This is a genomic window from Modestobacter versicolor, assembly GCF_014195485.1.
Lineage (GTDB): Bacteria > Actinomycetota > Actinomycetes > Mycobacteriales > Geodermatophilaceae > Modestobacter > Modestobacter versicolor.
Genome location: NZ_JACIBU010000002.1, coordinates 419,830 through 441,197, shown reverse-complemented (window position 1 = coordinate 441,197; position 21,368 = coordinate 419,830). Strand labels below are relative to the sequence as shown.

At 76.3% G+C, this 21,368-nt stretch carries 18 protein-coding genes; 14 read left to right on the top strand and 4 right to left on the bottom strand.

What is annotated here, in order from left to right; translation table 11 throughout:
• The first annotated feature begins 76 nt into the window (after window positions 1-76).
• Window positions 77-739 (top strand): ferritin-like fold-containing protein, encoded by a 663-nt coding sequence (locus tag FHX36_RS22085; RefSeq protein ID WP_110551622.1) that lies wholly within the window; start codon window positions 77-79, stop codon window positions 737-739.
• A gap of 61 nt (window positions 740-800) precedes the next feature.
• Here FHX36_RS22085 and FHX36_RS22080 read toward each other — a convergent pair whose 3' ends face one another.
• Entirely contained in the window at window positions 801-1,031 is a 231-nt protein-coding gene (locus FHX36_RS22080; protein WP_110551621.1) for a DUF3107 domain-containing protein, read from the bottom strand.
• A gap of 121 nt (window positions 1,032-1,152) precedes the next feature.
• On the bottom strand, window positions 1,153-1,797 hold the full coding sequence (locus FHX36_RS22075) for a TetR/AcrR family transcriptional regulator (protein WP_110551620.1): 645 nt from the start codon (window positions 1,795-1,797) through the stop codon (window positions 1,153-1,155).
• Between the two features lie 83 nt (window positions 1,798-1,880).
• Between FHX36_RS22075 and FHX36_RS22070 the strand changes: the two genes are divergently transcribed.
• From FHX36_RS22070 to FHX36_RS22030, 9 genes are all read left to right on the top strand, one after another.
• On the top strand, window positions 1,881-2,909 hold the full coding sequence (locus tag FHX36_RS22070; protein ID WP_183514375.1) for an alpha/beta fold hydrolase: 1,029 nt from the start codon (window positions 1,881-1,883) through the stop codon (window positions 2,907-2,909).
• Window positions 2,910-2,983: 74 nt separating this feature from the next.
• Window positions 2,984-4,036 carry a DUF3152 domain-containing protein gene (locus FHX36_RS22065; protein ID WP_343056705.1) on the top strand — a complete coding sequence of 351 codons (1,053 nt, stop codon included), beginning with the start codon at window positions 2,984-2,986 and terminating at the stop codon, window positions 4,034-4,036.
• Between the two features lie 130 nt (window positions 4,037-4,166).
• Window positions 4,167-5,327, top strand: coding sequence for an adenylyltransferase/sulfurtransferase MoeZ (moeZ, locus tag FHX36_RS22060; RefSeq protein ID WP_110554239.1), 1,161 nt, complete (start codon window positions 4,167-4,169; stop codon window positions 5,325-5,327).
• Window positions 5,328-5,458: 131 nt separating this feature from the next.
• Complete coding sequence (locus FHX36_RS22055; protein WP_110554238.1) at window positions 5,459-6,046, top strand: TIGR03086 family metal-binding protein; 588 nt, start codon at window positions 5,459-5,461, stop codon at window positions 6,044-6,046.
• Between the two features lie 116 nt (window positions 6,047-6,162).
• A complete protein-coding gene (locus FHX36_RS22050; RefSeq protein ID WP_183514373.1) occupies window positions 6,163-7,350 on the top strand; it encodes a hypothetical protein in 1,188 nt (395 codons plus the stop codon).
• Window positions 7,351-7,367: 17 nt separating this feature from the next.
• Window positions 7,368-7,694, top strand: a complete 327-nt coding sequence (locus FHX36_RS22045; RefSeq protein WP_110554329.1) for an MGMT family protein — start codon at window positions 7,368-7,370, stop codon at window positions 7,692-7,694.
• 58 nt (window positions 7,695-7,752) lie between these two features.
• Complete coding sequence (locus tag FHX36_RS24095) at window positions 7,753-11,025, top strand: ATP-dependent helicase (RefSeq protein WP_343056704.1); 3,273 nt, start codon at window positions 7,753-7,755, stop codon at window positions 11,023-11,025.
• Entirely contained in the window at window positions 11,022-14,351 is a 3,330-nt protein-coding gene (locus tag FHX36_RS22035) for an ATP-dependent helicase (RefSeq protein ID WP_343056703.1), read from the top strand. The genes FHX36_RS24095 and FHX36_RS22035 overlap by 4 nt, the downstream gene beginning before the upstream one ends.
• Window positions 14,348-14,800 (top strand): GNAT family N-acetyltransferase, encoded by a 453-nt coding sequence (locus FHX36_RS22030; RefSeq protein WP_110553735.1) that lies wholly within the window; start codon window positions 14,348-14,350, stop codon window positions 14,798-14,800. Before FHX36_RS22035 ends, FHX36_RS22030 begins: the two co-directional genes overlap by 4 nt.
• Before the next feature lie 42 nt (window positions 14,801-14,842).
• Here FHX36_RS22030 and FHX36_RS22025 read toward each other — a convergent pair whose 3' ends face one another.
• Complete coding sequence (locus FHX36_RS22025) at window positions 14,843-15,568, bottom strand: SDR family oxidoreductase (protein ID WP_110553737.1); 726 nt, start codon at window positions 15,566-15,568, stop codon at window positions 14,843-14,845.
• Window positions 15,569-15,644: 76 nt separating this feature from the next.
• Here FHX36_RS22025 and FHX36_RS22020 point away from each other — a divergent pair, with 76 nt between their 5' ends.
• A complete protein-coding gene (locus tag FHX36_RS22020; RefSeq protein WP_110553738.1) occupies window positions 15,645-16,238 on the top strand; it encodes a TetR/AcrR family transcriptional regulator in 594 nt (197 codons plus the stop codon).
• 23 nt (window positions 16,239-16,261) lie between these two features.
• On the opposite strand, the gene FHX36_RS22015 is transcribed toward FHX36_RS22020, so the two are convergent.
• Window positions 16,262-17,143 (bottom strand): alpha/beta fold hydrolase, encoded by an 882-nt coding sequence (locus FHX36_RS22015; protein WP_110553740.1) that lies wholly within the window; start codon window positions 17,141-17,143, stop codon window positions 16,262-16,264.
• A gap of 60 nt (window positions 17,144-17,203) precedes the next feature.
• Here FHX36_RS22015 and FHX36_RS22010 point away from each other — a divergent pair, with 60 nt between their 5' ends.
• The 3 genes from FHX36_RS22010 to FHX36_RS22000 are packed head-to-tail and all read left to right on the top strand — an operon-like array spanning window position 17,204 to window position 21,324.
• A complete protein-coding gene (locus tag FHX36_RS22010) occupies window positions 17,204-18,625 on the top strand; it encodes a dipeptidase (protein WP_110553742.1) in 1,422 nt (473 codons plus the stop codon).
• A gap of 19 nt (window positions 18,626-18,644) precedes the next feature.
• On the top strand, window positions 18,645-20,381 hold the full coding sequence (locus tag FHX36_RS22005; RefSeq protein WP_221204035.1) for a protein kinase domain-containing protein: 1,737 nt from the start codon (window positions 18,645-18,647) through the stop codon (window positions 20,379-20,381).
• A 19-nt stretch (window positions 20,382-20,400) separates the two neighbouring features.
• Window positions 20,401-21,324: a DUF2510 domain-containing protein gene (locus tag FHX36_RS22000; protein ID WP_258372978.1), complete on the top strand. Its 924-nt coding sequence runs from the start codon at window positions 20,401-20,403 to the stop codon at window positions 21,322-21,324.
• Window positions 21,325-21,368 lie beyond the last annotated feature (44 nt).

The window sequence follows — 21,368 nt, the reverse complement described above, 5'->3', positions numbered from 1 at the left end:
TTCGGCCGTGCAACACGGGCGCGGGGGCACCGCCGTCCCGGCGCCGGCACGGTGCGAGCACCAGGAGGGGGAGCGCGTGACCGCGGTCGACGAAGGAGCCGGACGCCAGGCCGTCATCGACCTGCTGGGGGTGCTGGCCTACGCCGAGCTCACCGCGTTCGACCGGCTGGCCGAGGACGCCCGGCTGGCCCCGACGCTGGACGGCCGCGCCGCGCTGTCCCGGATGGCGGCCGCCGAGATCGCCCACCACGAGCGGCTGACCGCGCGGCTGCGCGAGCTGGGTGCCGACGCCGACGCCGCGATGACGCCCTTCGTCGCCGCGCTGGACGCCTTCCACGACGGCACCCGGGCGAGCACCTGGCTGGAGGGGCTGGTCAAGGCCTACGTCGGCGACGGGCTGGCCGCGGACTTCTACCGCGAGGTCGCCGCGTTCCTGCCCCAGCCGGACCGGGCGCTGGTCGAGGAGGTGCTCGCCGACACCGGGCACTCGGACTTCGCGCTGCGCGAGGTGCGGGCCGCGATCGCCGCCGACCCCAAGGTCGCCGGCCGGCTCGCGCTGTGGGCCCGCCGGCTGGTCGGTGAGGCGCTCACCCAGTCGCAGGCGGTCATCGCCGAGCACGACGAGCTGGCCGACCTGATCATCACCGGCACCGGCGACCTGGCCGGGGTGGGCGAGCTGCTCACCCGGATCACCACCGCCCACTCCGCGCGGATGCGGGCCCTCGGCCTCAACCCCTAGGACGCCGACAGGGCGCCACCGCGGTGCGGTGGCGCCCTGTCGCTGTTCGTGCGGTCCTTCGTCAGCCGGCGATGAAGCCCACCCGGCGCTGGTCGGCCTCGGCGATCTCGACGTAGGCGATCCGGTCGACGGGGACGACGACGCGCCGGCCCCGCTCGTCGACCAGCGTCAGCAGGCCGTCCTTGGACGTGCTCATCGCCTTGGACACCTCAGCCGCGATCTCGTCCGGGGTCTTGGGGCTGTCGATGACCAGCTCACGGGGCGAGTGTTGGACACCGATCTTGACTTCCACGTGGAGATGCCTCCTCAGGTCTGGCTGCTGGCTCCCCACGCTAGTCCAGCCCCGGGGGAGGCAGCCGGTCCGGCGGGTGCGCCGTCAGCGAACGAGGCGGCGGCGCTCGGGTGCGGGTGGGTCAGTCGGCGTCGTCGCGGCGCGGGAAACCGGAGATGCCCCGCCAGGCCAGCGCCGACAGCAGCGACACGGCCTCGTCGCGGGACACGGTGCCCTGCCGGGCCAGCCACCACCGGGCGCTGGTCTCGCACAGCCCGGTCAGGCCGGAGGCCAGCAGCAGGGCGCGCTCGGGGTCGGCGCCGGTGTCGGCGGCGATGACCTCGGCGATCGCCTCGATGCAGGACCGGGCGCCCCGGTCGGCGAGCCGCCGCACGTCCGGGTCGTTGCGCAGGTCGGACTCGAAGACCAGCCGGAAGGCCTCGCCGTCGGCACCGACGAAGTCGAAGTAGGCGCCGACCGCGCCGTCCACCCGGAGCCGGTTGTCGTCGGTGCCGGCCATCGCCTGGCGGACCCGCTCGGTGAGCTCGTCGACCTGCTGCTCGAGCAGGGCCAGGTAGAGCTCCCGCTTGCCCGGGAAGTGCTGGTAGAGCACCGGCTTGCTGACCCCGGCGCGGTCGGCGATGTCGTCCATCGCGGCGGCGTGGAAGCCCTGGGCGACGAAGACGTCCTGCGCCGCGCGCAGCAGCTGCACCCGGCGGGCGCCCCGCGGCAGGCGTGACGTGCGACGGGCGGCCGGCGGCACGGGTACGGGTCGGCTGGGCTGCATGGCTCGACGATCTTAGCCGCGACGGTTCCGGACGGCACCGTGTCGCCCCCGCCGTCGGCGAGCGGTGTTCTACCGTCGGGTAGGTGAGCGACGCCCGGCTGTCCGACGCACCCCTGCCCCGGCCGGGAGCGCTCATCCCGCCGTGGCCCGGCCAGATGGTGCCGGTGACCGGCGGCGAGGTCTTCGTCCGGCACACCCCGTGGTGCGGCCCGCTGCCGTCCGCGGACGACGGGAGCACCCCGTCGGCCGAGGCCCCGCACGAGCGCGCGCTCTACGTGCACGGCCTGGGCGGCGCCTCCACCAACTGGACCGACCTGGCCGCGCTGCTCGCCGTCCGGTTCGACGGGTACGCCCTGGACCTGCCCGGTTTCGGTGAGTCCGCGCCGCCGCCGCGCTACTCGATCCACCGGCACGTGCAGGCCGTCGTCGACGTCCTGGAGTGGGTCGTGGCCCAGCCCGGGCCGGGCCAGGGGGCGCCGGTGCACCTGGTCGGCAACTCCCTCGGTGGCCTGGTCAGCGTGTGGGTCGCCGCCCGCCGTCCCGACCTGGTCGCCACCCTCACGCTGATCTCGGCCGCGATGCCGGTCTACCGGGTCCCGGCCGCCTTCGACCGGGCGATCGCGCTCGTCCTGCTCCCCGGGGTCCCGGCGCTGGCCGAGCGCCGGCTGGCCGGTGCCACTCCCGAGCAGCGGGTGCGCGGGCTGCTGCAGATGTGCTTCGGCGACCCGAAGCGGGTGCCCCGGGAGCGCGTCGAGGAGGCGGTCGCCGAGATGCGGCGGCGCGACGAGCAGCCGTGGGCAGGGCAGGCGCTCACCCGCAGCCTGCGCGGCCTGATGACCTCCTACCTCCGGGTCGGCCGGGCCAACGCCTGGCGGATGGCCCGGTCGGTCAAGGTGCCGTCGCTGGTGGTCTGGGGCGACCGGGACAAGCTGGTCGACCCGGCGCTGGCGCCGCGGCTGGCCGCCGTCCTGCCCGATGCCCGGCTGCAGGTGCAGGAGGGCATCGGGCACCTGGCGATGCTCGAGGCCCCCGAGCCCACCGCGCGCGCGGTGCTGGCGCTCGCCGAGGACGCCGCGGCGACCCCCGCCGAGGTACCCGCAGCCCAGGCGTGACGGGCTGGTCCGGCACCGGCCCGTCCCGGAGCGGCTCAGCCACCTCCGGGCCTCCCCGTGAGAGCCTCGTGCGCGTGACCGGTCCGGGGACGCGCGCCGCGCGCGAGGGCCAGCGTCCCGAGGCCCCCGGGCAGCGCCGTCCGGGTGTCCCCGGGCAGCGCGGTGACGAGCGGCTGCACCGCGCCGCGATGCCCGACCGGCCGCCTGCCGGGCGTGCCGCGGGCGGCGTCGCACCCCGGCAGGTGCCGGGGCCGCGGACGTCCTCGGGCCCGCTGGTCGCCCGCCGGGACCCGGTGGTCCGCGCCCGCCACTCCGCTGCGCCGCGGGGGAGCTGGCTGCGCCGTTTCGTCCGCCGGCACGGCTGGCGGGCCTACGCGATCCCGCTGCTGACGGTGGTGACCCTGGTGACCCTGGTCGACGTCGCCACCTCCGCCACCGACGGCCGGGCCGGCAGCGAGCCGGCCGCCGCGGCCGGGTCCAGCAGCGTCGCCGCCCCGCCCCTGGCCACCGCCGAGCCGTCGCCCACCGCCCCGGCCCAGGGCGAGGGCGCGCCCGCGCAGACGCCGACGGCGCCCGCCGTCACCAGCTACGTCGAGCAGGGAGCCGGCACCCTCACCGTGGTCGACGGCAGCTCACCGGTGTACGGCAGCGGCCCGCTCCAGCGCTTCGTCGTCGAGGTGGAGGACGGCATCGGCGTCGACGGCGCCCAGTTCGCCGCCGCCGTCGAGAGCACGCTCGGCGATCCCCGCTCGTGGGGGGCCGGCGGGCAGATGTCCTTCCAGCGGGTCGGTGCCGCCGAGACCGCCGCCGGCGACTACGACTTCCGGGTCAGCCTGGTGAGCCCCGGCAACATGGAGACCTACTGCCCCGGCGTGGGCACCGGCGGCTACACGTCGTGCCGGTACGGAGAGCGGGCGGTCATCAACCTCGCCCGCTGGGAGACCGCCGTCCCCGACTACGCCGGCGACATCGCCACCTACCGGCTCTACGTGGTCAACCACGAGGTCGGCCACGCGCTGGGCAACGGCCACCAGGACTGCCCCGGTCCCGGGGAGCTGGCGCCGGTCATGCAGCAGCAGACGCTCGGCCTGCAGGGCTGCGCCAAGAACGCCTGGCCCTACCCCTAGCAGCGGTTTCCCGCTGTGCGGGACGGCGGGCGGGTCGTGGGATTACGGCTGCGTGCCACGCTGTTGCGCAGTCCAGGACGACGGCTCCGTAGCCGTCGCGCCCTGATCCCGCAGCCGCGAAGGAGCACCCGTGTCGTTGCCACCCCTGGTGGAGCCCGCCGACGACCTGTCGATCGACGAGGTCCGCCGCTACAGCCGCCACCTGATCATCCCCGACGTCGGGATGGACGGGCAGAAGCGGCTCAAGAACGCCAAGGTGCTGGCCGTCGGCGCCGGTGGCCTCGGCTCCCCGGTGCTGATGTACCTCGCCGCAGCCGGTGTGGGCACGCTGGGCATCGTCGAGTTCGACACCGTCGACGAGTCCAACCTGCAGCGCCAGATCATCCACGGCCAGTCCGACGTGGGCCGCTCCAAGGCCGAGAGCGCCCGGGACTCCATCAAGGAGATCAACCCCTACGTCGACGTCCGGCTGCACGAGACCCGGCTGGACAGCGAGAACGTCCTGGAGATCTTCGCCGACTACGACCTCATCGTCGACGGCACGGACAACTTCGCGACCCGCTACCTGGTCAACGACGCCGCGGTGCTGCTGGGCAAGCCGTACGTGTGGGGCTCCATCTACCGCTTCGACGGCCAGGTCTCGGTCTTCTGGAACGAGCACGGGCCCAACTACCGCGACCTCTACCCGGTCCCGCCGCCGCCCGGCATGGTCCCCTCCTGCGCCGAGGGCGGCGTGCTGGGCGTGCTCTGCGCGACCATCGGCGCCATCCAGGCGACCGAGGCGGTCAAGCTCATCACCGGCATCGGCGAGACGCTGCTCGGCCGGCTGATGGTCTACGACGCCCTGGAGATGACCTTCCGCACCATCAAGGTGCGCAAGGACCCCGAGGGTGAGCCGATCACCGGCCTCATCGACTACGAGGCGTTCTGCGGCGTCGTCAGCGACGAGGCCCAGCAGGCCGCCGCGGGTTCGACGATCACCGTCGACGAGCTCAAGGACATGATGGACGCCGGCAAGGACTTCGAGCTCATCGACGTCCGGGAGCCCAACGAGTACGAGATCGTCTCCATCCCGGGCGCCAAGCTGATCCCCAAGGACGAGATCCTGTCCGGCCGGGCGCTGTCCCAGCTGCCGAACGACAAGCCGATCGTCCTGCACTGCAAGACCGGCGTCCGCTCCGCCGAGGCCCTCGCCGCGGTGAAGAACGCGGGCTTTCGCGACGCGGTGCACGTCCAGGGTGGCGTGACCGCCTGGGCGACCCGCATCGACAAGGCGCTGCCCACCTACTGACGAAGGACCCCCTCGCCCCCGACCCTCGCTCCGCTCGGGCCGGGACCCTGCGAGGGGGCCGTTCCAGCACGTCACCCGGGCCCCGGGACGCCGATCGGCGTCCCGGGGCCCGGGCTTGTTCTACTGGGGCCATGCCCGCACCGTCGCCCACCGACCTCCTGATGCTCTTCCAGCGGGCGCAGGCGCAGTTCACCGACCGGGTGGACGCCGTCGGGCCCAGTGAGTGGGACGCCCCGGCGCTGCCCGAGTGGAGCGTCGCCGACCTGGTGGCCCACCTGACCAGCGAGCAGCTGTGGGTGCCGCCGCTGCTGGACGGCGAGGAGCCCGGTGCGGTCGCCGGTCGCATCCCCACCGGCACCGAGGAGCTGCTCGGCGGCGACCCGCTCACCGCGTGGGAGACCGCCGCGGACGAGGCGCTGACCTCGTGGGCGGCGCCGGGCGCCCTCGACCGGACCGTCCACCTCTCCGGTGGCGCCACCTCCGCGGTCGACTACCTGGTGGAGATGACCGCGGACCTGACGGTGCACGCCTGGGACCTGGCCCGCGCCGTCGGCGGCGTGACCGAGCTGGACGGCGAGCTGGTGGCCGCCGCGTTCCGCTACGCCGAGGAGCACCTCGGGGACGACGGGGTGCCCGGGGTCATCGCCGCACCGGTCGAGGTCCCGCCGGGCGCGGACCTGCAGACCCGGCTGCTGGCCCGCTTCGGCCGCCGGGCCTGATCGCGTCCGACCCCGCGGTGCGACCTCCGGGACACCCCGGAGGAGCGACACGCGGGGCAGCTGCTGGTCGCCACCCCTAGGCTCCGTGCCGTCACTGCAGAGTCGGAGGTCGCACGATGAGTCAGCCACCCCAGGGGCAGCCCCCGTACGGGCCGGACGGGCAGCCCCCGTCGGGCGACCGGCCGTCCCAGGGCGGCGGCTGGGGGCAGCAGCCCGGTCAGCCGCAGCAGCCCGGTCAGCAGCCCGGCCAGCAGCCCGGCCAGGGCTGGGGTCAGCCCCAGCCCGGCCAGTCCCCGCAGCCCGGCCAGTCCCCGCAGCCCGGCCAGTCCCCGCAGCCCGGCCAGTCCCCGCAGCCCGGCTGGGGCCAGCCCCAGCCCGGCCCGCCCCCCGGGCAGGGCGGCGGCTGGGGTCAGCCGGCCCAGCCCGCTCCCGGCTACGGCCCGCCGGCCCCGCAGGGTGGCTGGCCGGCGCCGCCGCCCCCGAACTACGGCGACCAGCCCACCCAGGTCGGCGGCTTCGGCGTGCCCGGTCAGCCGCCCTACGGCGGTCCCGGTGGCCCGGGCGGCCCCGGGGGTCCCGGCTGGGGTGGCCCCGGCGGGTCCAGCGCCCAGGGCGGCGGGAACGGCAACAAGAAGAAGAACCTGATCATCACGGCCGTCGCGGCCCTGGTGCTGATCGTGGTGGCCGCGGTCGTCCTCGCCGTCTCCCTCGGTGGCGACGACGACGAGAGCAACACCGCCGACGGCGGGACGACCACCACGACGTCGTCGTCCCCGACCGAGTCGACGACGTCGTCCTCCAGCTCCTCCTCGTCCGGGGGCTTCTCCTCCGCGCCGCCCACCGGCGAGGCCGACGCCGCGGGCTTCCTCGCCCAGCTCCCGGCCGACTTCGTCGACTGCGCGCCGAAGGAGCTCGCCGGTGACGGCGACCTCGCAGCTGCCAGCTGCGGCCCGGCGCAGACCCAGCCGGGCCCGTCGGAGGCGATGTTCTACCTCTACCCGGACGTCGCCACGCTGGACCAGGTCTTCCTCAACGACGTCACCACCGAGGGCCTGACCGAGTTCCCCTCGACCGGTGAGATCGACTGCTCGACGGCGACGGGCTACGGCCCGTGGACCTACACCGACGGCACCCCCGGTGGGCAGGTCGCCTGCCAGATCCTCGCCGAGGGCTACGTCGTCATCGCCTGGACCGACGACGACTTCCTGACCGAGGGGCTGATCCGCGCTCCGGGCACCACCCAGGCCGATGTCAGCGCGCTCTACGAGTGGTGGACCTCGGCGAACAGCGAGTACCAGGGCTGAGCCCCGGAGCAGGGCACGTGGGGCGCTCACCCGGACCGGGGGACCGGACCGCCGAGGACGTCGACGAGGCCGTCTTCGACGCGGTCGAGGCGATCCCGCCGGGCCGGGTGAGCACCTACGGGGCGATCGGGCGGCTGGTCGGGGTGGGTCCCCGGCGGGTCGCCCGTGCGCTGTCCGGCGGCGGTGGGGCCGCGGTGCCCTGGTACCGCGTGCTGCGGGCCGACGGCACCCCCGCCGAGGCGGTCCGGGTGCGGCAGCTGGAGCTGCTCGCCGGCGAGGGGGTGCCGCTGCGCGGCTCCCGCGTCGACCTCGCCGCGGTCGGCTGGCCCGACGAGCGGGGCTGACCGGCCTCCTCCGGAGCGGGGCCGCAGGACTGTCGTACCCCCGTGGTCTCATCGAGGGGTGCGGGGGGAGACAGCGGTCGCGGCGACGGCCCAGCAGGCGCCGGTCTACCGGCTCGTGCAGCCCGAGGTCACGCCGTTCGTGCGGCCCCGGCTCGACCCGACCCAGCAGGCGGTGGTCGACCACCGCACCGGCCCGCTGCTGGTGCTCGCCGGTCCCGGCACCGGCAAGACCACCACGATCGTCGAGGCGGTCGCCGCCCAGATCGAGGCCGGCGCCGACCCCGAGCGGATACTGGTCCTCACCTTCAGCCGCAAGGCCGCCGCGGAGCTGCGCACCCGGATCACCGCCCGGGTCGGCCGCACCATCCGCGAGCCGGTGGCCCGCACGTTCCACTCCTACGCCTTCGGTGTGCTGCGCCGGGCGGCCGTCCTCCGCGGCGAGCCCGCGCCGCGGCTGCTCACCTCCGCCGAGCAGGACGCCGTCGTCGCCGAGCTGCTGCGCGGTGACGCCGACCAGGAGGGCGTCGTCCGCTGGCCGGACGAGCTGGCCGAGGCGCTGGCCATGCCCGGGTTCCGCGACGAGCTGCGCGACCTGCTGCTGCGTGCCACCGAGCGGGGCATCGACGCCCGCCGGCTGGCGGCCTGGGGGCAGGAGCGGGGGCTGCCGCACTGGGTGGCCGCCGCCGACTTCCTCCGGCAGTACCAGGACGTCTCCTACTTCGCCACGGTCGCCCGCGGCGGGGCCAGCGGCTACGACCCGGCCGAGCTGGTGCGCACCGCGATCGACGAGCTGCGCGCCGACCCCGAGCTGCTGCGCGCCGAGCGCGAGCGCGCCGGCTGGCTGTTCGTCGACGAGTACCAGGACACCGACCCGGGCCAGGTCGAGCTGGTGGAGCTGCTCGCCGGCGGCGGTGGCGACCTGGTCGTCGTCGGCGACCCGGACCAGGCCATCTACGCCTTCCGCGGTGCCGAGCCGCGCGGCATCGTCGAGTTCCCCGACCGCTTCCGGCACCGCGACGGCCGGCCGGCCGACCGGCTGTCCCTCGGGGTCTGCCGCCGTTCGGGGGCCGAGCTGCTGGCGGTCAGCCGCCGGGTCGCCGAGGGGCTGCCCGGGCCCTGGGAGCACCGCCGGCTGGTCCCGGCCGAGGGCACCGACCCGGGCCGCGCCGAGGTGCACGTCTTCGACTCCCCGTCGATGGAGGCGGCCTTCGTCGCCGACACGATGCGCCGGGCGCACCTCCTCGACGGGGTGCCGTGGTCGCAGATGGCGGTCGTGGTCCGGTCCGCGAGCGCCAGCCTGGCGCCGGTCCGCCGCGCGCTGACCCAGGCCGGGGTGCCGGTCGCGGTCTCCGCCGACGACGTCGCGCTCGCCGGGCAGCCGGCCGTCCAGCCGCTGCTCGCGGCGCTGGGTGCGCTGCTGCCGCCGCGGCGCACGGCGGCGCAGCAGGCGGAGATCGAGTCCGGCGCCGCGCTGCCCGACCCGGCCGCCGCGGAGACCGAGGCCGGGCTGGACGAGACGGCGGCCGAGGCGCTGCTGGCCTCCCCGCTCGGCGGCGCCACCGTGCTCGACCTGCGCCGGCTGCGGCGGGCCGCCCGCCGGGCCATGGCGGTGCGCGGGGAGGACGCGGCCGTCCGCGGGGCACCGCTGGCGACCGTGCTCGCCGACGCGACGCTGCTCGACGCGCTGCCCGAGCACCTGGCCCGCCCCGCGGCGCGGGTCGCCCGGGTGCTCTCGGCCGGTCGGCTGGCCCTGGCCTCCGACGGCAGCGCCGAGGACGTGCTGTGGGCGATGTGGCAGGCCAGCGGCCTGTCGGCCAGGTGGGCTCGGGCCAGCGCCGCCGGCGGGCCCACCGGGGCGGTCGCCGACCGCGACCTCGACGCCGTCGTCTCGCTGTTCGACGCCGCGGCCGGCTTCGTCGACCGCCTCCCGCACGCCGGGGTGGCGGCCTTCGTCGAGCACCTGGCCGCGCAGAGCCTGCCCGGCGACAGCGGTGCCGCGCGGGCGCCGGCCGGCGAGACGGTGCGGCTGCTCACCGCGCACGCCGCCAAGGGGCTGGAGTGGGACCTGGTCTGCGTCGCCGGGGTGCAGGAGGGGCTGTGGCCCGACCTGCGCAGCCGGGCCAGCCTGCTCGGCGCCGAGGACCTGGTGGACGCCGCCGGCGGCGCCGACCCGGCCACCCTCGACCGGCGCACCCTGGCGCTGGCCGAGGAGCGCCGGCTGTTCTACGTCGCCTGCACGCGGGCCCGGCGGCGGCTGCTGGTCACCGCCGTCGACGGCGCGCTGGAGGGCGGCGACGCCGGCGCGACCGCGTCCCGCTTCCTGGACCTGGTCGCCCCGCCGCCCGCCGAGGGTGACGGCGTCCGGCCGCACACCCCGCTGCCCCGCCAGCTCACCCTGCCCGCGCTGGTGGCCGAGCTGCGCCGGCACCTCACCGACCCGCACACCCCGCCGGCCCGGCGGTCCAGCGCCGCGGCGGTGCTGCGCCGGCTGGCCGCCGAGCGGGTGCCCGGCGCCGACCCGGCCGGCTGGTGGGGGCTGGCCCCCCTGTCCGACGACGCGCCGCTGGTCGACCCGGCCGAGGTCGTGCCGGTCCGCCCGTCGGCCATCGACACCTTCCAGCGCTGCCCGCTGCGCTGGGTGCTCGGGGCGGTCGGCGCCGAGGCCGCGCCGGAGGCCACCCGCACGGTGGGCTCGGCCGTGCACGACGTCGCCCAGCAGGTCGCCGAGGGGCTGCCGCCGGCCGACGCGCCGGCGGTGCTCGACGCCGAGCTCGACGGCCTGGACCTCGGCCCAGGCTGGTTCGACCAGCGGCAGCGGGAACGGGCCCAGGAGATGCTGACCAAGTTCCTGGCCTGGCACGCCCGCGCCGACCGCGAGCTGGTCGCCGCCGAGGAGGACTTCGACGTCGTCGTGGGCCGGGCGCGGCTGCGCGGGCAGGTCGACCGGCTCGAGCGCGACGGCCAGGGCCGGCTGGTGGTCGTCGACCTCAAGACCGGCAAGACCCCGCCGCGCACCGTCGAGGAGCACGGCCAGCTCGCCGCCTACCAGCTCGCCGTCACCGAGGGCGCCTTCGCCGACCACGGCCGGGCGACCGGCGGCGCGGCGCTGCTGCAGGTCGGTGGCTCGCAGAAGGCAGCCAAGGAGCACGCGCAGCCGCCGCTGCCGCCCGACGTCGACCCGCGCCAGAGCTGGGCCGGTGAGCTGATCGCCGAGGTCGGTGAGGGCATGGGTGGCGCCGAGTTCCTCGCCCGCACCGACACCGACTGCGAGCGGTGCGCGTTCCGCCGCAGCTGCCCGATGCAGGAGTCTGGCCGGCAGGTGACCCGGTGACGCCCCGGTCCGCGGCCGCCGACGGGCAACTCGCCTTCGACCTGCCCGGCATGGTGCCGGTCGTCGCGCCCGAACCACCCCGGTTGCTCTCCCCGGCCGAGGTCGCCGCCCGCTGCGGGCTCGGCCACGCCCCGTCCGACGAGCAGGCGGGCGTCGTCTCGGCCCCCGTCGACCGGCCGCTCGTCGTCGTGGCCGGCGCCGGGTCGGGCAAGACCGAGACGATGGCCGCCCGGGTCGCCTGGCTGGTCGCCAACCAGCTCGTCGCCCCCGAGGCGGTGCTCGGCCTCACGTTCACCCGCAAGGCCGCCAGCGAGCTCAACGCCCGGGTCCGCCTCCGGCTCGGCGCGCTCGCCACCCACCCCGACACCGACCCGGCGCTGCGGGAACGGCTCGCCGTCGCCGCACCCACCGTCGCCACGTACCACGGGTACGCGGCCAGCATCGTCGCCGAGCACGGCCTCCGGATCGGCGTCGAGCCCGGCTCCGGGGTCCTGGGGCCGGCCATGTGCTGGGGGCAGGCCGCCACCGCCGTCGCCGGACACACCGGCGACATGAGCGACGTCGCGCTCGGCCTGGTCACCACCACCGAGGACGTCCTGCAGCTGGCCGCCGAGCTCGGCGAGCACGACATCACCCCCGCCCAGCTGCGCGCCTGGACCGCCCGGTTCGAGGCGCAGCTGCGCGGCTACCCCGACGCAGGCAAGAAGAAGGGCCCGTACGCCGAGGTCCTCAAGGTGCTGGTCCGGCAGCGCGCCCGGGTGGCGCTGCTGCCGATGGTCGAGGCGTTCGAGGCCCGCAAGCGCGCCGCCGGCGCCATCGACTACGCCGACCAGGTGTCCTTCGCCGCCCGGGTCGCGGTCACCTCGGCCGAGGTGGGGCGGCGCGAGCGGGCCCGCTGGCGGGTCGTGCTGCTCGACGAGTACCAGGACACCAGCGTCGGTCAGCTGCGCATGCTGGAGGCGCTCTTCGGCGGCCCGGGCGGGCACCCGGTGCTCGCCGTCGGCGACCCGCGGCAGTCGATCTACGGCTGGCGCGGCGCCTCCGCCGGCACCATCGAGCGCTTCGCCCGCACCTTTCCGGGCACACCCGAGCGCCCGGCCGAGCGGCTGACCCTGTCGACCAGCTGGCGCAACGACCGGGCGGTGCTCGCCATCGCCAACGCGGTGTCGGCGATGCTGCCCGAGCCCGCCGTGCCGCTGCCCGACCTCACCGCCTCGCGGGTGGCCGGCGCGGGCGGGGTCCACGTCGGGCTGTACGAGACCGTCGACGAGGAGACCAACGCCCTGGCCGACCGGCTGGCCGCCGAGTGGGACCGGACCACCCCGCGGCGCCCCACCATCGCCGTGCTCGCCCGGCGCCGGGCCCAGCTGCCGGGCATCGCCGCCGCGCTGCGGGTCCGCGGCCTGCCGGTGGAGGTCGTCGGCCTCGGCGGCCTGCTCGACGTGCCGGAGGTCTCCGACGTCGTCGCCACGCTGCGGGTGCTCGTCGACCCGACCGCCGGTGACGCGCTGGGCCGGCTCCTGACGGGGGCCCGGTGGCGGATCGGGCCCCGCGACCTCGCCACGCTGGAGGCCCGCTCCCGGGCGCTGGTCCGCGAGCGCGGCACCGCGGCACCGGTCGAGGACGCCACCCCGCCCGAGCCCGGCGCCCCGGCGAGCCCGGCCCCGCCGCGCGAGCGGGGCAGCATCATCGAGGCGCTCGACGACCTCGGCCGCCCGGAGGCCTACTCCGCGGAGGGCCACCGCCGGCTGCGGCGGCTGGCCAACGAGCTGTCGGCGCTGCGCTCCCGGCTCGGCGAGCCGCTGCCCGACCTCGTCGACGAGGTCGTGCGCACCCTCGGCCTGGAGACCGAGCTGGCCAGCCACCCCGACGTCACCCCGGGCGGCGCGCGCACCCACCTCGACGCGCTGCACGAGGTCGCCGCCGAGTTCTCCGAGCTGGCCGAGCTGCCCTCGCTGCCGGCCTTCCTCGGCTACCTCGCCGACGCCGAGGTCCGCGAGCGCGGCCTGGAGCCCGGGGAGGTCGCGGTGAACCCCGAGGCGGTGCAGCTCCTCACCGGCCACTCGGCCAAGGGCCTGGAGTGGGACGTCGTCGCCGTGCCGGGCATGACCGTCGGCCAGTTCCCGGCCAAGGGCGACGCCTCCGACTCCTGGATCCGCGACCCGGGCGCCGTCCCGGTCGACCTGCGGGCCACCGACCGCGCCGAGCTGCCCCGCCTGCACCTCCCGGTGCCCGGCTCCGGCGACCAGGCCGCCGTCCGCGACGCGCTCGACGACTACGTCGCGGAGTGGAAGGACTTCGGGCTGGCCGAGGAGATCCGGCTCGGCTACGTGGCGGTGACCCGGGCCAAGCACGTGCTGCTGTGCTCGGGCAGCTGGTGGCGCGACGGCAAGACGGTGTGCGGGCCGTCGTCGCTGCTGCTCGCTGTGAAGGCGGCCTGCGAGGACGGCGCCGGCGTGGTCGGCACCTGGGCCGACCCGCCCGACGAGGACGCGGAGAACCCGGCGCTGGCCGAGTGGCCGGTGGGCATCTGGCCGGCCGACCCGCTCTCCTCCGGCCGGCGGCGGGCGCTCAGCGCGGCCGCCGAGCTGGTCGCCGCCTCCGAGCCGCACCCGCTCACCGAGCGGGCGCTCGGCGCCGAGGACGACCCGCTGGTGGCCGACTGGCTGCGCGACGCCGACCTGCTGCTGCGCGAGCGCGCCGAGCACTCTCGCGGGGTCGTCGAGGTGCCGCTGCCCGCGCACCTGTCGGTCTCCGCCCTCGTGGCGCTGCGCCGCGACCCCGACGAGCTGGCCCGCCGGCTGCGCCGGCCGATGCCCGCGGCACCCGCGCCGCTGGCCCGGCGGGGCACCGCCTTCCACGCCTGGCTGGAGGAGCGCTTCGGCACCTCCCGGCTCATCGACCTCGACGAGCTGCCCGGCAGCGGTGACGCCGCCGCGGCACCGGACGAGGCGCTGGCCTCGCTGCAGCAGGCGTTCCTGCGCGGTGAGTGGGCCGACCGCCAGCCGGTCGACGTCGAGGCGCCGTTCGAGACCCCGCTCGGGCCGCTGACCCTGCGCGGTCGGATCGATGCCGTCTACGCCACCCCCGACGGCGGCTACGAGGTCATCGACTGGAAGACCGGGCCGGTGCCGACCCCCGCCGAGCTCACCGCCGCGGCGGTCCAGCTGGCCGCCTACCGGCTCGGCTGGTCGCGCCTGACCGGGGTGCCGGTCGAGCGGGTCAGCGCGGGCTTCCACCACGTCGCGGCCGGCGTCACCCTGCGCCCGGTCGACCTGCTCGACGAGGCCGGTCTGCTGGCCCTGGTCACCGGGGCGGCGGGGTGATCGTCCGGGACGCCGAGGAGCGCGACCTGCCGGCCGTGGTCGCGCTGTACGCCGACGACGAACTCGGGGCGACCCGGGAGCAGGTGGAGGACCCGCTGCCGGCGGAGTACCTCCGGGCGTTCGCCGCGATCCGCGACGACCCCCGGCACCGACTGGTGGTGGCCGAGGTGGAGGGCGAGGTCGTCGGCACGCTGCAGCTGTCCTTCGTGCCCCACCTGGTCCGCCGCGGCGGTGAGCGGGCGCAGGTCGAGGCCGTCCGGGTGGCCGCCGGTCAGCGGGGGAGCGGGCTCGGTCGCCGGCTGCTGGAGTGGGCCGTCGACCAGGCGCGGGAACGGGGCTGCGTGCTGGTGCAGCTGACCACCGACGCCACCCGGGCCGATGCCCGTCGCTTCTACGCGTCCCTCGGCTTCACCGCGAGCCACGTCGGGATGAAGCTCCCGCTGCCCTGACGCCGGCGCTCCGGCGGCACCAGCGCCGGTCGCCGCCGGGGGTCAGGCGACGAAGGACGCCAGCGCCTCGTCCAGCCACGGGTAGAGCTCCTCGGCGGGGGTGCTGAGCCGGGCCTTCAGGTCCCGGGTCGGCTCGTCGGCGAGCACCTCGAGCGAGCCCGCGGCGACCCCGTCGTAGGCCTGGCTGACGACGCTGGCGGCGCTCACCTTGGGCACCGTCCACCGCTGGGACATCGGGGTGTCGACCATGCCGACGAGCAGCCCGACCACATGGGTGCCCTGCCCGCGGAGCTCGACCCGCAGCGCGTTGGTCGCCGACCACATCGCCGCCTTCGACGCCGCGTAGCCGGTCGGCACGTTGATCCAGGCGGCCAGGGACAGCACGTTCAGCAGCGTCCCGCCGCCGTTGGCCGCCAGCACCGGGGCGAATTCCGTGGCGACGCGCAGGGTGCCGAAGAAGTTCGTCTCGAACACCCGGCGCAGCTCGTCCTCCGGGCCGGAGATGGAGTCGCCCGCGGGGGCGATCCCCGCGTTGTTGACCAGCAGGTCGACGTCGGTCGCGGTCGCGGCGGCCGCCGCGACGCTCGTGGGGTCGGTGATGTCGAGGGTCAGGGGGCGCACCCGGGGGTCGTCCCAGTCCCTCGGGGTGCGCGCCGCCACGAACACCGCGCGGGCACCGCGCTCCAGCGCCTGGTGCACGAACTGCTCCCCGAGCCCGCCGTTGGCGCCGGTGACGAGCACCGTCCGACCGTTCAGTGCCTGGTCCATCTAGACTCCTCGATCAAGTGGGGACTGTCCCCACGAGCTTAGTGGGGAGCCTCCCCACTTTGTTGAGGAGGGCGCTGTGCCCGTTCGGGCCGATAGTGGGACGTCGCGCCCGCTGCGCGCCGACGCCCAGCGGAACCGGGACGCGATCCTCGACGCGGCGCGGGAGACGTTCGAGGCCGAGGGCGTGCTCGCCCCGCTCGACGGCATCGCGCTGCGCGCCGGGGTCGGCAACGCCACGCTCTACCGCAACTTCCCGACCCGGGACGACCTGCTGGCGGCCGTGCTGCAGACCAACACCGCCGCGGCTCTGGAGGAGGCGGCGGAGCTGGCTCGCACGCTCCCGCCCCGGGAGGCGCTGGCCGAGTGGCTGGTGCGGATGGCCTGGCAGATGCGGATCTGGCACGACCTGCCGTACTGCCTCTCCACCGCCTGCGTCGACCCGGACTCGCCGCTCACCGCCACCCGCTCACCGCTGCTCGACCGGACCGGCGTCCTGCTGGACCAGGCGAAGCGGACCGGCGACGCCCGCGGGGCGGTGACGGCCGAGGAGGTGTTCGAGCTGGTCACCACCCTGTCGTGGGGGGTCGACCGGTTCGGCGACGACGAGCAGGCCGCCCGTCGGCGGGTCGGGCTCGCCACCGCGGGCCTGTTCACCGAGCCCGTCCGCTAGCCGGCGGTGGTCGGGCTCCGGCGTCAGCTGGGCGGGGCGTGCAGGCCGGCCCGCGGGTGCAGCTCCGGGCCGCGGGCGACCCGGTCCAGCACCGCCCGGGCCAGCTGCTCGGGCGCCTGCTCCGGCACCCAGTGCGTGATGCCGGCCAGCTCGACGAACCGGTAGTCGCCGGTCACCTGGTCCGCGCACGCCTCGGCGGCGGTCCGGCCCACGGCGACGTCCTCGTCGCTCCACACGTACGTCGTCGGCACCCCCACCGGGTCGACCGGCGTGCTCGAGCTCATCGCCCGGTACCAGTTCAGCGCCGCGGTGAGCGCGCCCGGTGCGGAGAGCTGCTCGACGTAGGCGTCGACCGCCTCGGCCGGCACCCCGGGCGCCTCGAGCATCCGGCGCAGCCGCCGGGCGCCGTCCTCGAGGAGCACCTCCTCGGCCTTGCCGGCCTGCCAGAACAGCTTGATGTAGGCCGACCGCTCCTTCTGCTCCGGGTCGGCGCGGAAGGCCAGCGTGTAGGCCGTCGGGTGCGGCACCGACACCGCGGTGAGCGTGCGCACCCGGTCCGGGTGCCAGGCGGCCAGCCCCCAGGCGACGTTCGCGCCCCAGTCGTGCCCGACGACGTCGGCGACCGGGACGTCGAGCGCGGTCATCAGGTCCGCGGTCACCTGCACGAGGTTGGTCAGCGCGTAGGCGTCCACCTCGTCGGGCCGCGCGCCGGGGGAGTAGCCCAGCTGGTCCGGCGCGTAGGTGCGCAGCCCGGCGCCGGCGAGCAGCGGCGTCACCGACGACCAGCTCAGCGACGTCTCCGGGAACCCGTGCAGCAGCAGCACCGGCGGGCCGTCCTCCGGGCCGTCGGTCCGCACGTCGAAGGTCAGGTCGCCGACGTCCACCTGCAGCATCCCCACGGCCATGCAGGGAACCTAGCCCGCCGCGGTCCGGGCGGGTCGGCGCCACCGGCTACGGTCCCGTGCGTGAGCAGCAGCGCCGAACGCGACTTCGTCACCGCCCACCTCGACGACCTGCACGCCGACCTGGACGCCTGGTTGCGCATCCCGTCGATCTCCGCGGACCCGGCGCACGCCGGCGACGTGGCCGCCAGCGCCGAGTGGCTGGCCGAGGCGCTGCGCCGCACCGGGTTCCCGACCGTGGAGATCTGGGAGACCGAGGGTGCCCCGGCCGTCTTCGCGGAGTGGCCGTCGGCCGACCAGGACGCGCCGGTCGCGCTGGTCTACGGCCACCACGACGTCCAGCCGGTCGACCCGCTGGAGCTGTGGGAGCACCCGCCGTTCGAGCCCACCCGGGTCGAGACGCCCGACGGTCCCGAGCTGCACGCCCGCGGCGCCATCGACGACAAGGGCAACGTCGCCTTCCACCTGCTCGGCATGCGGGCGCACCTGGCCGCCACCGGCCGGGACACCCCCGCGGTCACGGTCAAGATGATCATCGAGGGCGAGGAGGAGTCCGGCTCGCCGTTCTTCGCCGACCTGCTGCGGTCGCACGCCGACCGGCTGCGCTGCGACGTCGTGGTGGTCAGCGACACCGGCATGGCCGCCCCCGACCTGCCCAGCGCTGTCACCTCGATGCGCGGCCTGGCCGATGCCGAGATCACGCTGCGCGGCCCGGCCGTCGACCTGCACTCCGGTTCCTTCGGCGGCGCCGTCCCGAACCCGCTGCACGCCCTCGCCGAGCTGGTGGCGAGCCTGCACGACGCGGACGGCAAGGTGACGCTGCCCGGCTTCTACGACGCGGTCCGCCCGCTGTCGGACCGCGAGCGCGAGCTGATGGGCCGGGTGCCCTTCGACGAGGCCGCCTGGCTGGCCGGCCCGGCCGCCTCCCGCACCACGACCGGCGAGGCCGGCTTCTCCACCCAGGAGCGGATCGGCGCCCGCCCCACCGCCGAGGTCAACGGCATGTGGGGCGGCTACCAGGGCCCCGGGCACAAGACGATCATCCCGGCCGAGGCGCACGCCAAGATCACCTTCCGGCTGGTCGCCGACCAGCGCCCCGAGGAGATCGGGCCGATGGTCCGGGCCTGGGTCGAGGCCCACCTGCCCGCGGGCATCGAGGCCGACGTCCACGTGCCCGCCGGCGGCGTCGCCCCCTGCGCCAGCGACCTGGACTCCCCGTACATGGACGCGCTGCTCAGCGCGATCGCCCAGGCCTGGGACACCCAGGCCGACCAGGTGCTGTTCATGAAGGAGGGCGGCAGCGGTCCCGAGGCCGACCTCGCCGAGCAGCTCGGCGCGCCGCTGGTCTTCCTCGGTGCCGGGCTGCCCACCGACCGGATCCACTCGCCGAACGAGCGCGTCCTGCTGCCGATGCTCCACCGCGGTGCGGAGGCGACCGCGCACCTGTGGCGCGAGCTGGCGGGCGTCCGCCCCCCGGCGCGCTGACCGGCCGGAGGAGTCGACGGTGTCTGGTGACCAGGGCGAGCTGACCGGGGAGAGCTTCGGCGGCTACCGGGTGCTCGGGGTGCTGGGCACCGGCGGCATGGGCCGGGTGCTCCGCGCGCACGACGCCGAGCACGAGCGCGACGTCGCGCTCAAGGTGCTGCACCCGCAGTGGGCGCAGGACGAGGGGTACCGCGAGCGGTTCCGCCGCGAGGCGCGCATCGCCGCCCGCCTCAACGAGCCGCACGTCATCCCGATCCACCGGTTCGGCGAGATCGACGGCCGGCTGTTCCTGGACATGCGGCTGGTCGAGGGCGAGGACCTGGCGTCGCTGCTGGTGCGGTCCGGCCCGCTCGACCCCGCCCGCGCGGTCGACCTGGTCGGGCAGGTCGCCCGGGCGCTGGACGCCGCGCACGCCGACGGCCTGGTGCACCGCGACGTCAAGCCGTCCAACGTGCTCCTCGTCGGCCGCGGTGACGGCGTCGACCTGGCCGACTCCTCGGTCGGGGAGGACTTCGCCTACCTCGTCGACTTCGGCATCGCCCGCACCGCCGACCCCGGCGACGGGCCGGCGCTGACCAGCACCGGCTTCGCCGTCGGCAGCACTGAGTACATGGCCCCCGAGCGCTTCGGCGGGCCGGTGCTGGACGGCCGGGCCGACGTCTACTCGCTGGCCTGCGTGCTGTTCGAGCTGCTCACCGGGCAGCGCCCGTTCGCCGCCGCCGACCCGGCGGGGCTGATGCACGCCCACCTCTACGAGCAGCCGACCGCACCGTCCGCGCTGCGACCGGGCCTGCCCGAGCTGCTGGACGGCGTCGTGCTGCGCGGGCTGGCCAAGGACCGCGAGCAGCGCTGGACCTCGGCCGGGGGCATGGCCGCCGCCGCGCGCGCCGCGCTGGCCGTCAACGGGGTCGAGGTCCCGCGGCCGGCCGAGCACCCCGACGCCGTCCCGACCGTGCTCGGCGCGGTGTCCCCGACCGGCGGCGACGGGCGGACGGCGACCCGCCCGCGGCCGCTGGTGCCCAGCACGCCCACGGCCGTCGGCGCCCCGGCGTCGGTCGCCGCTGCGCCGGGCGGCGTCCCGGCGCCCGGCAACGGCCCGGTGCCGCCCCCCGCGTGGTCCGACCCGGGCGCCGCCGGCCGGCCGGCCCAGCCGCAGCCGGCCGCCCGGTTCGGCATCGGCTCGCTGCTCGCGGTCGCCGCGGTCCCGGTGCTCGCGGTCATCGCGCTCGGCGTGCTGCTCCTGCTCACCGACCGCCGCGCCGACCGCGCCGCCGACCAGGCGGTCGACGCCGCGAGCCGGCTGCTCGCCTTCTCCGTCCCCAGCAACGTCGACGCCGCCGACTGCACGACGGCCGAGCCCGGTGGGGACGTCGTGCGCGAGCTGAGCTGCGGCCCGACCGTGGACGGCGAGGGCCCCACCAGCGGCACGTACTCGGTGGTGGCCGGGGACGGCGCCGCCGATGCCTTCGCCGCGGACGTCGCCGCCCAGGAGCTCGACGAGCTGGCCGACGTCTTCGAGTGCGGGTCGGGCGAGGACACGCAGGGCTGGACGTCGGTGACCGACGTCGACACCGACGGCGACGAGGTGGAGGTCGGCCGGCTGGCGTGCTGGGTCGACGACGACGGCGACTCGGTGCTGAGCTGGACCTGGCCCGACATCGGCGCCCGGTCGGTGGTCGAGCTGCGCGGCGGTGGCGGCGGGGGGCTCTCGGACCTGCGCTCCTGGTGGGACTCCACCGCCGACCGCGGCTACTGAGCGGCAATAGGCTGGACCGGTGAGCGACCTGGGCAGCGGACAGCGGACGCCCGCCCCCGGCTGGTACCCCGACCCGGACGGCGCCCCCGGCACGGTGCGCTGGTGGAACGGCGTGACCTGGTCCGACGTCACCACCCCCGCCGGTCCCGGCGTCGACGTCGGCCGGGCCTTCGAGCCCGCCGACCGGGCCGCGCAGCCGCCCGCGTCGAGCTGGGAGTCCTGGGGCACCGACGAGGACGACGAGGGACCCGCCTCCCCGCTGCGCACCCGCCGCCGTCCGCTGCTGCTCGGGCTCGGCGCGCTGGGCGTCGTCCTGCTGCTGGTGCTCGTCGCGGTGCTGCTGGACGGCGGGGGCTCCGACGCCGACGGTGACCCACCGCCGGTGGCCGGCCCGACGAGCCAGCCGGGCAACACCTTCCCGCCGGGCACCGTGCGGATCTTCGACGAGGCCGCCGGCATCTCCTACCCGTTCCTCGGCGACGGCTGGCTGGAGTGGGACCGGCCCTACCAGGACGAGACCACCGAGACCGCGGGCCAGTACTTCGTCACCCAGGAGGACCTGCCCGGCGGGTTCGACGTCTTCATCGCCCAGTGCACGTCCGGTCCGCTGGTCGACGAGTACGGCTACACCGGCGCCTCGAGCCTGCAGGCGACGGTCACCGCGGTGGCCGGCTCCGTGCGGCAGCTGTACTACCCGGGACCCAACGAGCAGGAGGTCCGCCGCGACGAGGCGTTGACCGTCGACGGGGCCCCGGCCTGGCTCTACGAGTTCGACCTCAGCTGGGACGAGCCCGGCTACGACGCCTCGGGCGAGCGGGCGGCGCTGCTGCTGGTCGACGTCGGCCGGGCGACGCCCGCGCTGCTCTACCTCTCGATCCCCAACACGCACGCCGAGCTGTACGGGGTCATCGACCGGGTCCTGGCCGACGTCGACGTGCTCTGAGCCGCCGCCCGCCACCCGGGTGGGGGAACCGGCCACCGGCGTGC

Bases quoted from the DNA above. Each gene is read 5' to 3' on its own strand.
- FHX36_RS22055 (WP_110554238.1), top strand. From the start codon at position 5,459: ATGCCCGCACCGTCGCCCACCGACCTCCTGATGCTCTTCCAGCGGGCG.
- FHX36_RS22025 (WP_110553737.1), bottom strand. From the start codon at position 15,568: ATGGACCAGGCACTGAACGGTCGGACGGTGCTCGTCACCGGCGCCAAC.
- FHX36_RS22015 (WP_110553740.1), bottom strand. From the start codon at position 17,143: ATGGCCGTGGGGATGCTGCAGGTGGACGTCGGCGACCTGACCTTCGAC.
- FHX36_RS22050 (WP_183514373.1), top strand. From the start codon at position 6,163: ATGAGTCAGCCACCCCAGGGGCAGCCCCCGTACGGGCCGGACGGGCAG.
- FHX36_RS22075 (WP_110551620.1), bottom strand. From the start codon at position 1,797: ATGCAGCCCAGCCGACCCGTACCCGTGCCGCCGGCCGCCCGTCGCACG.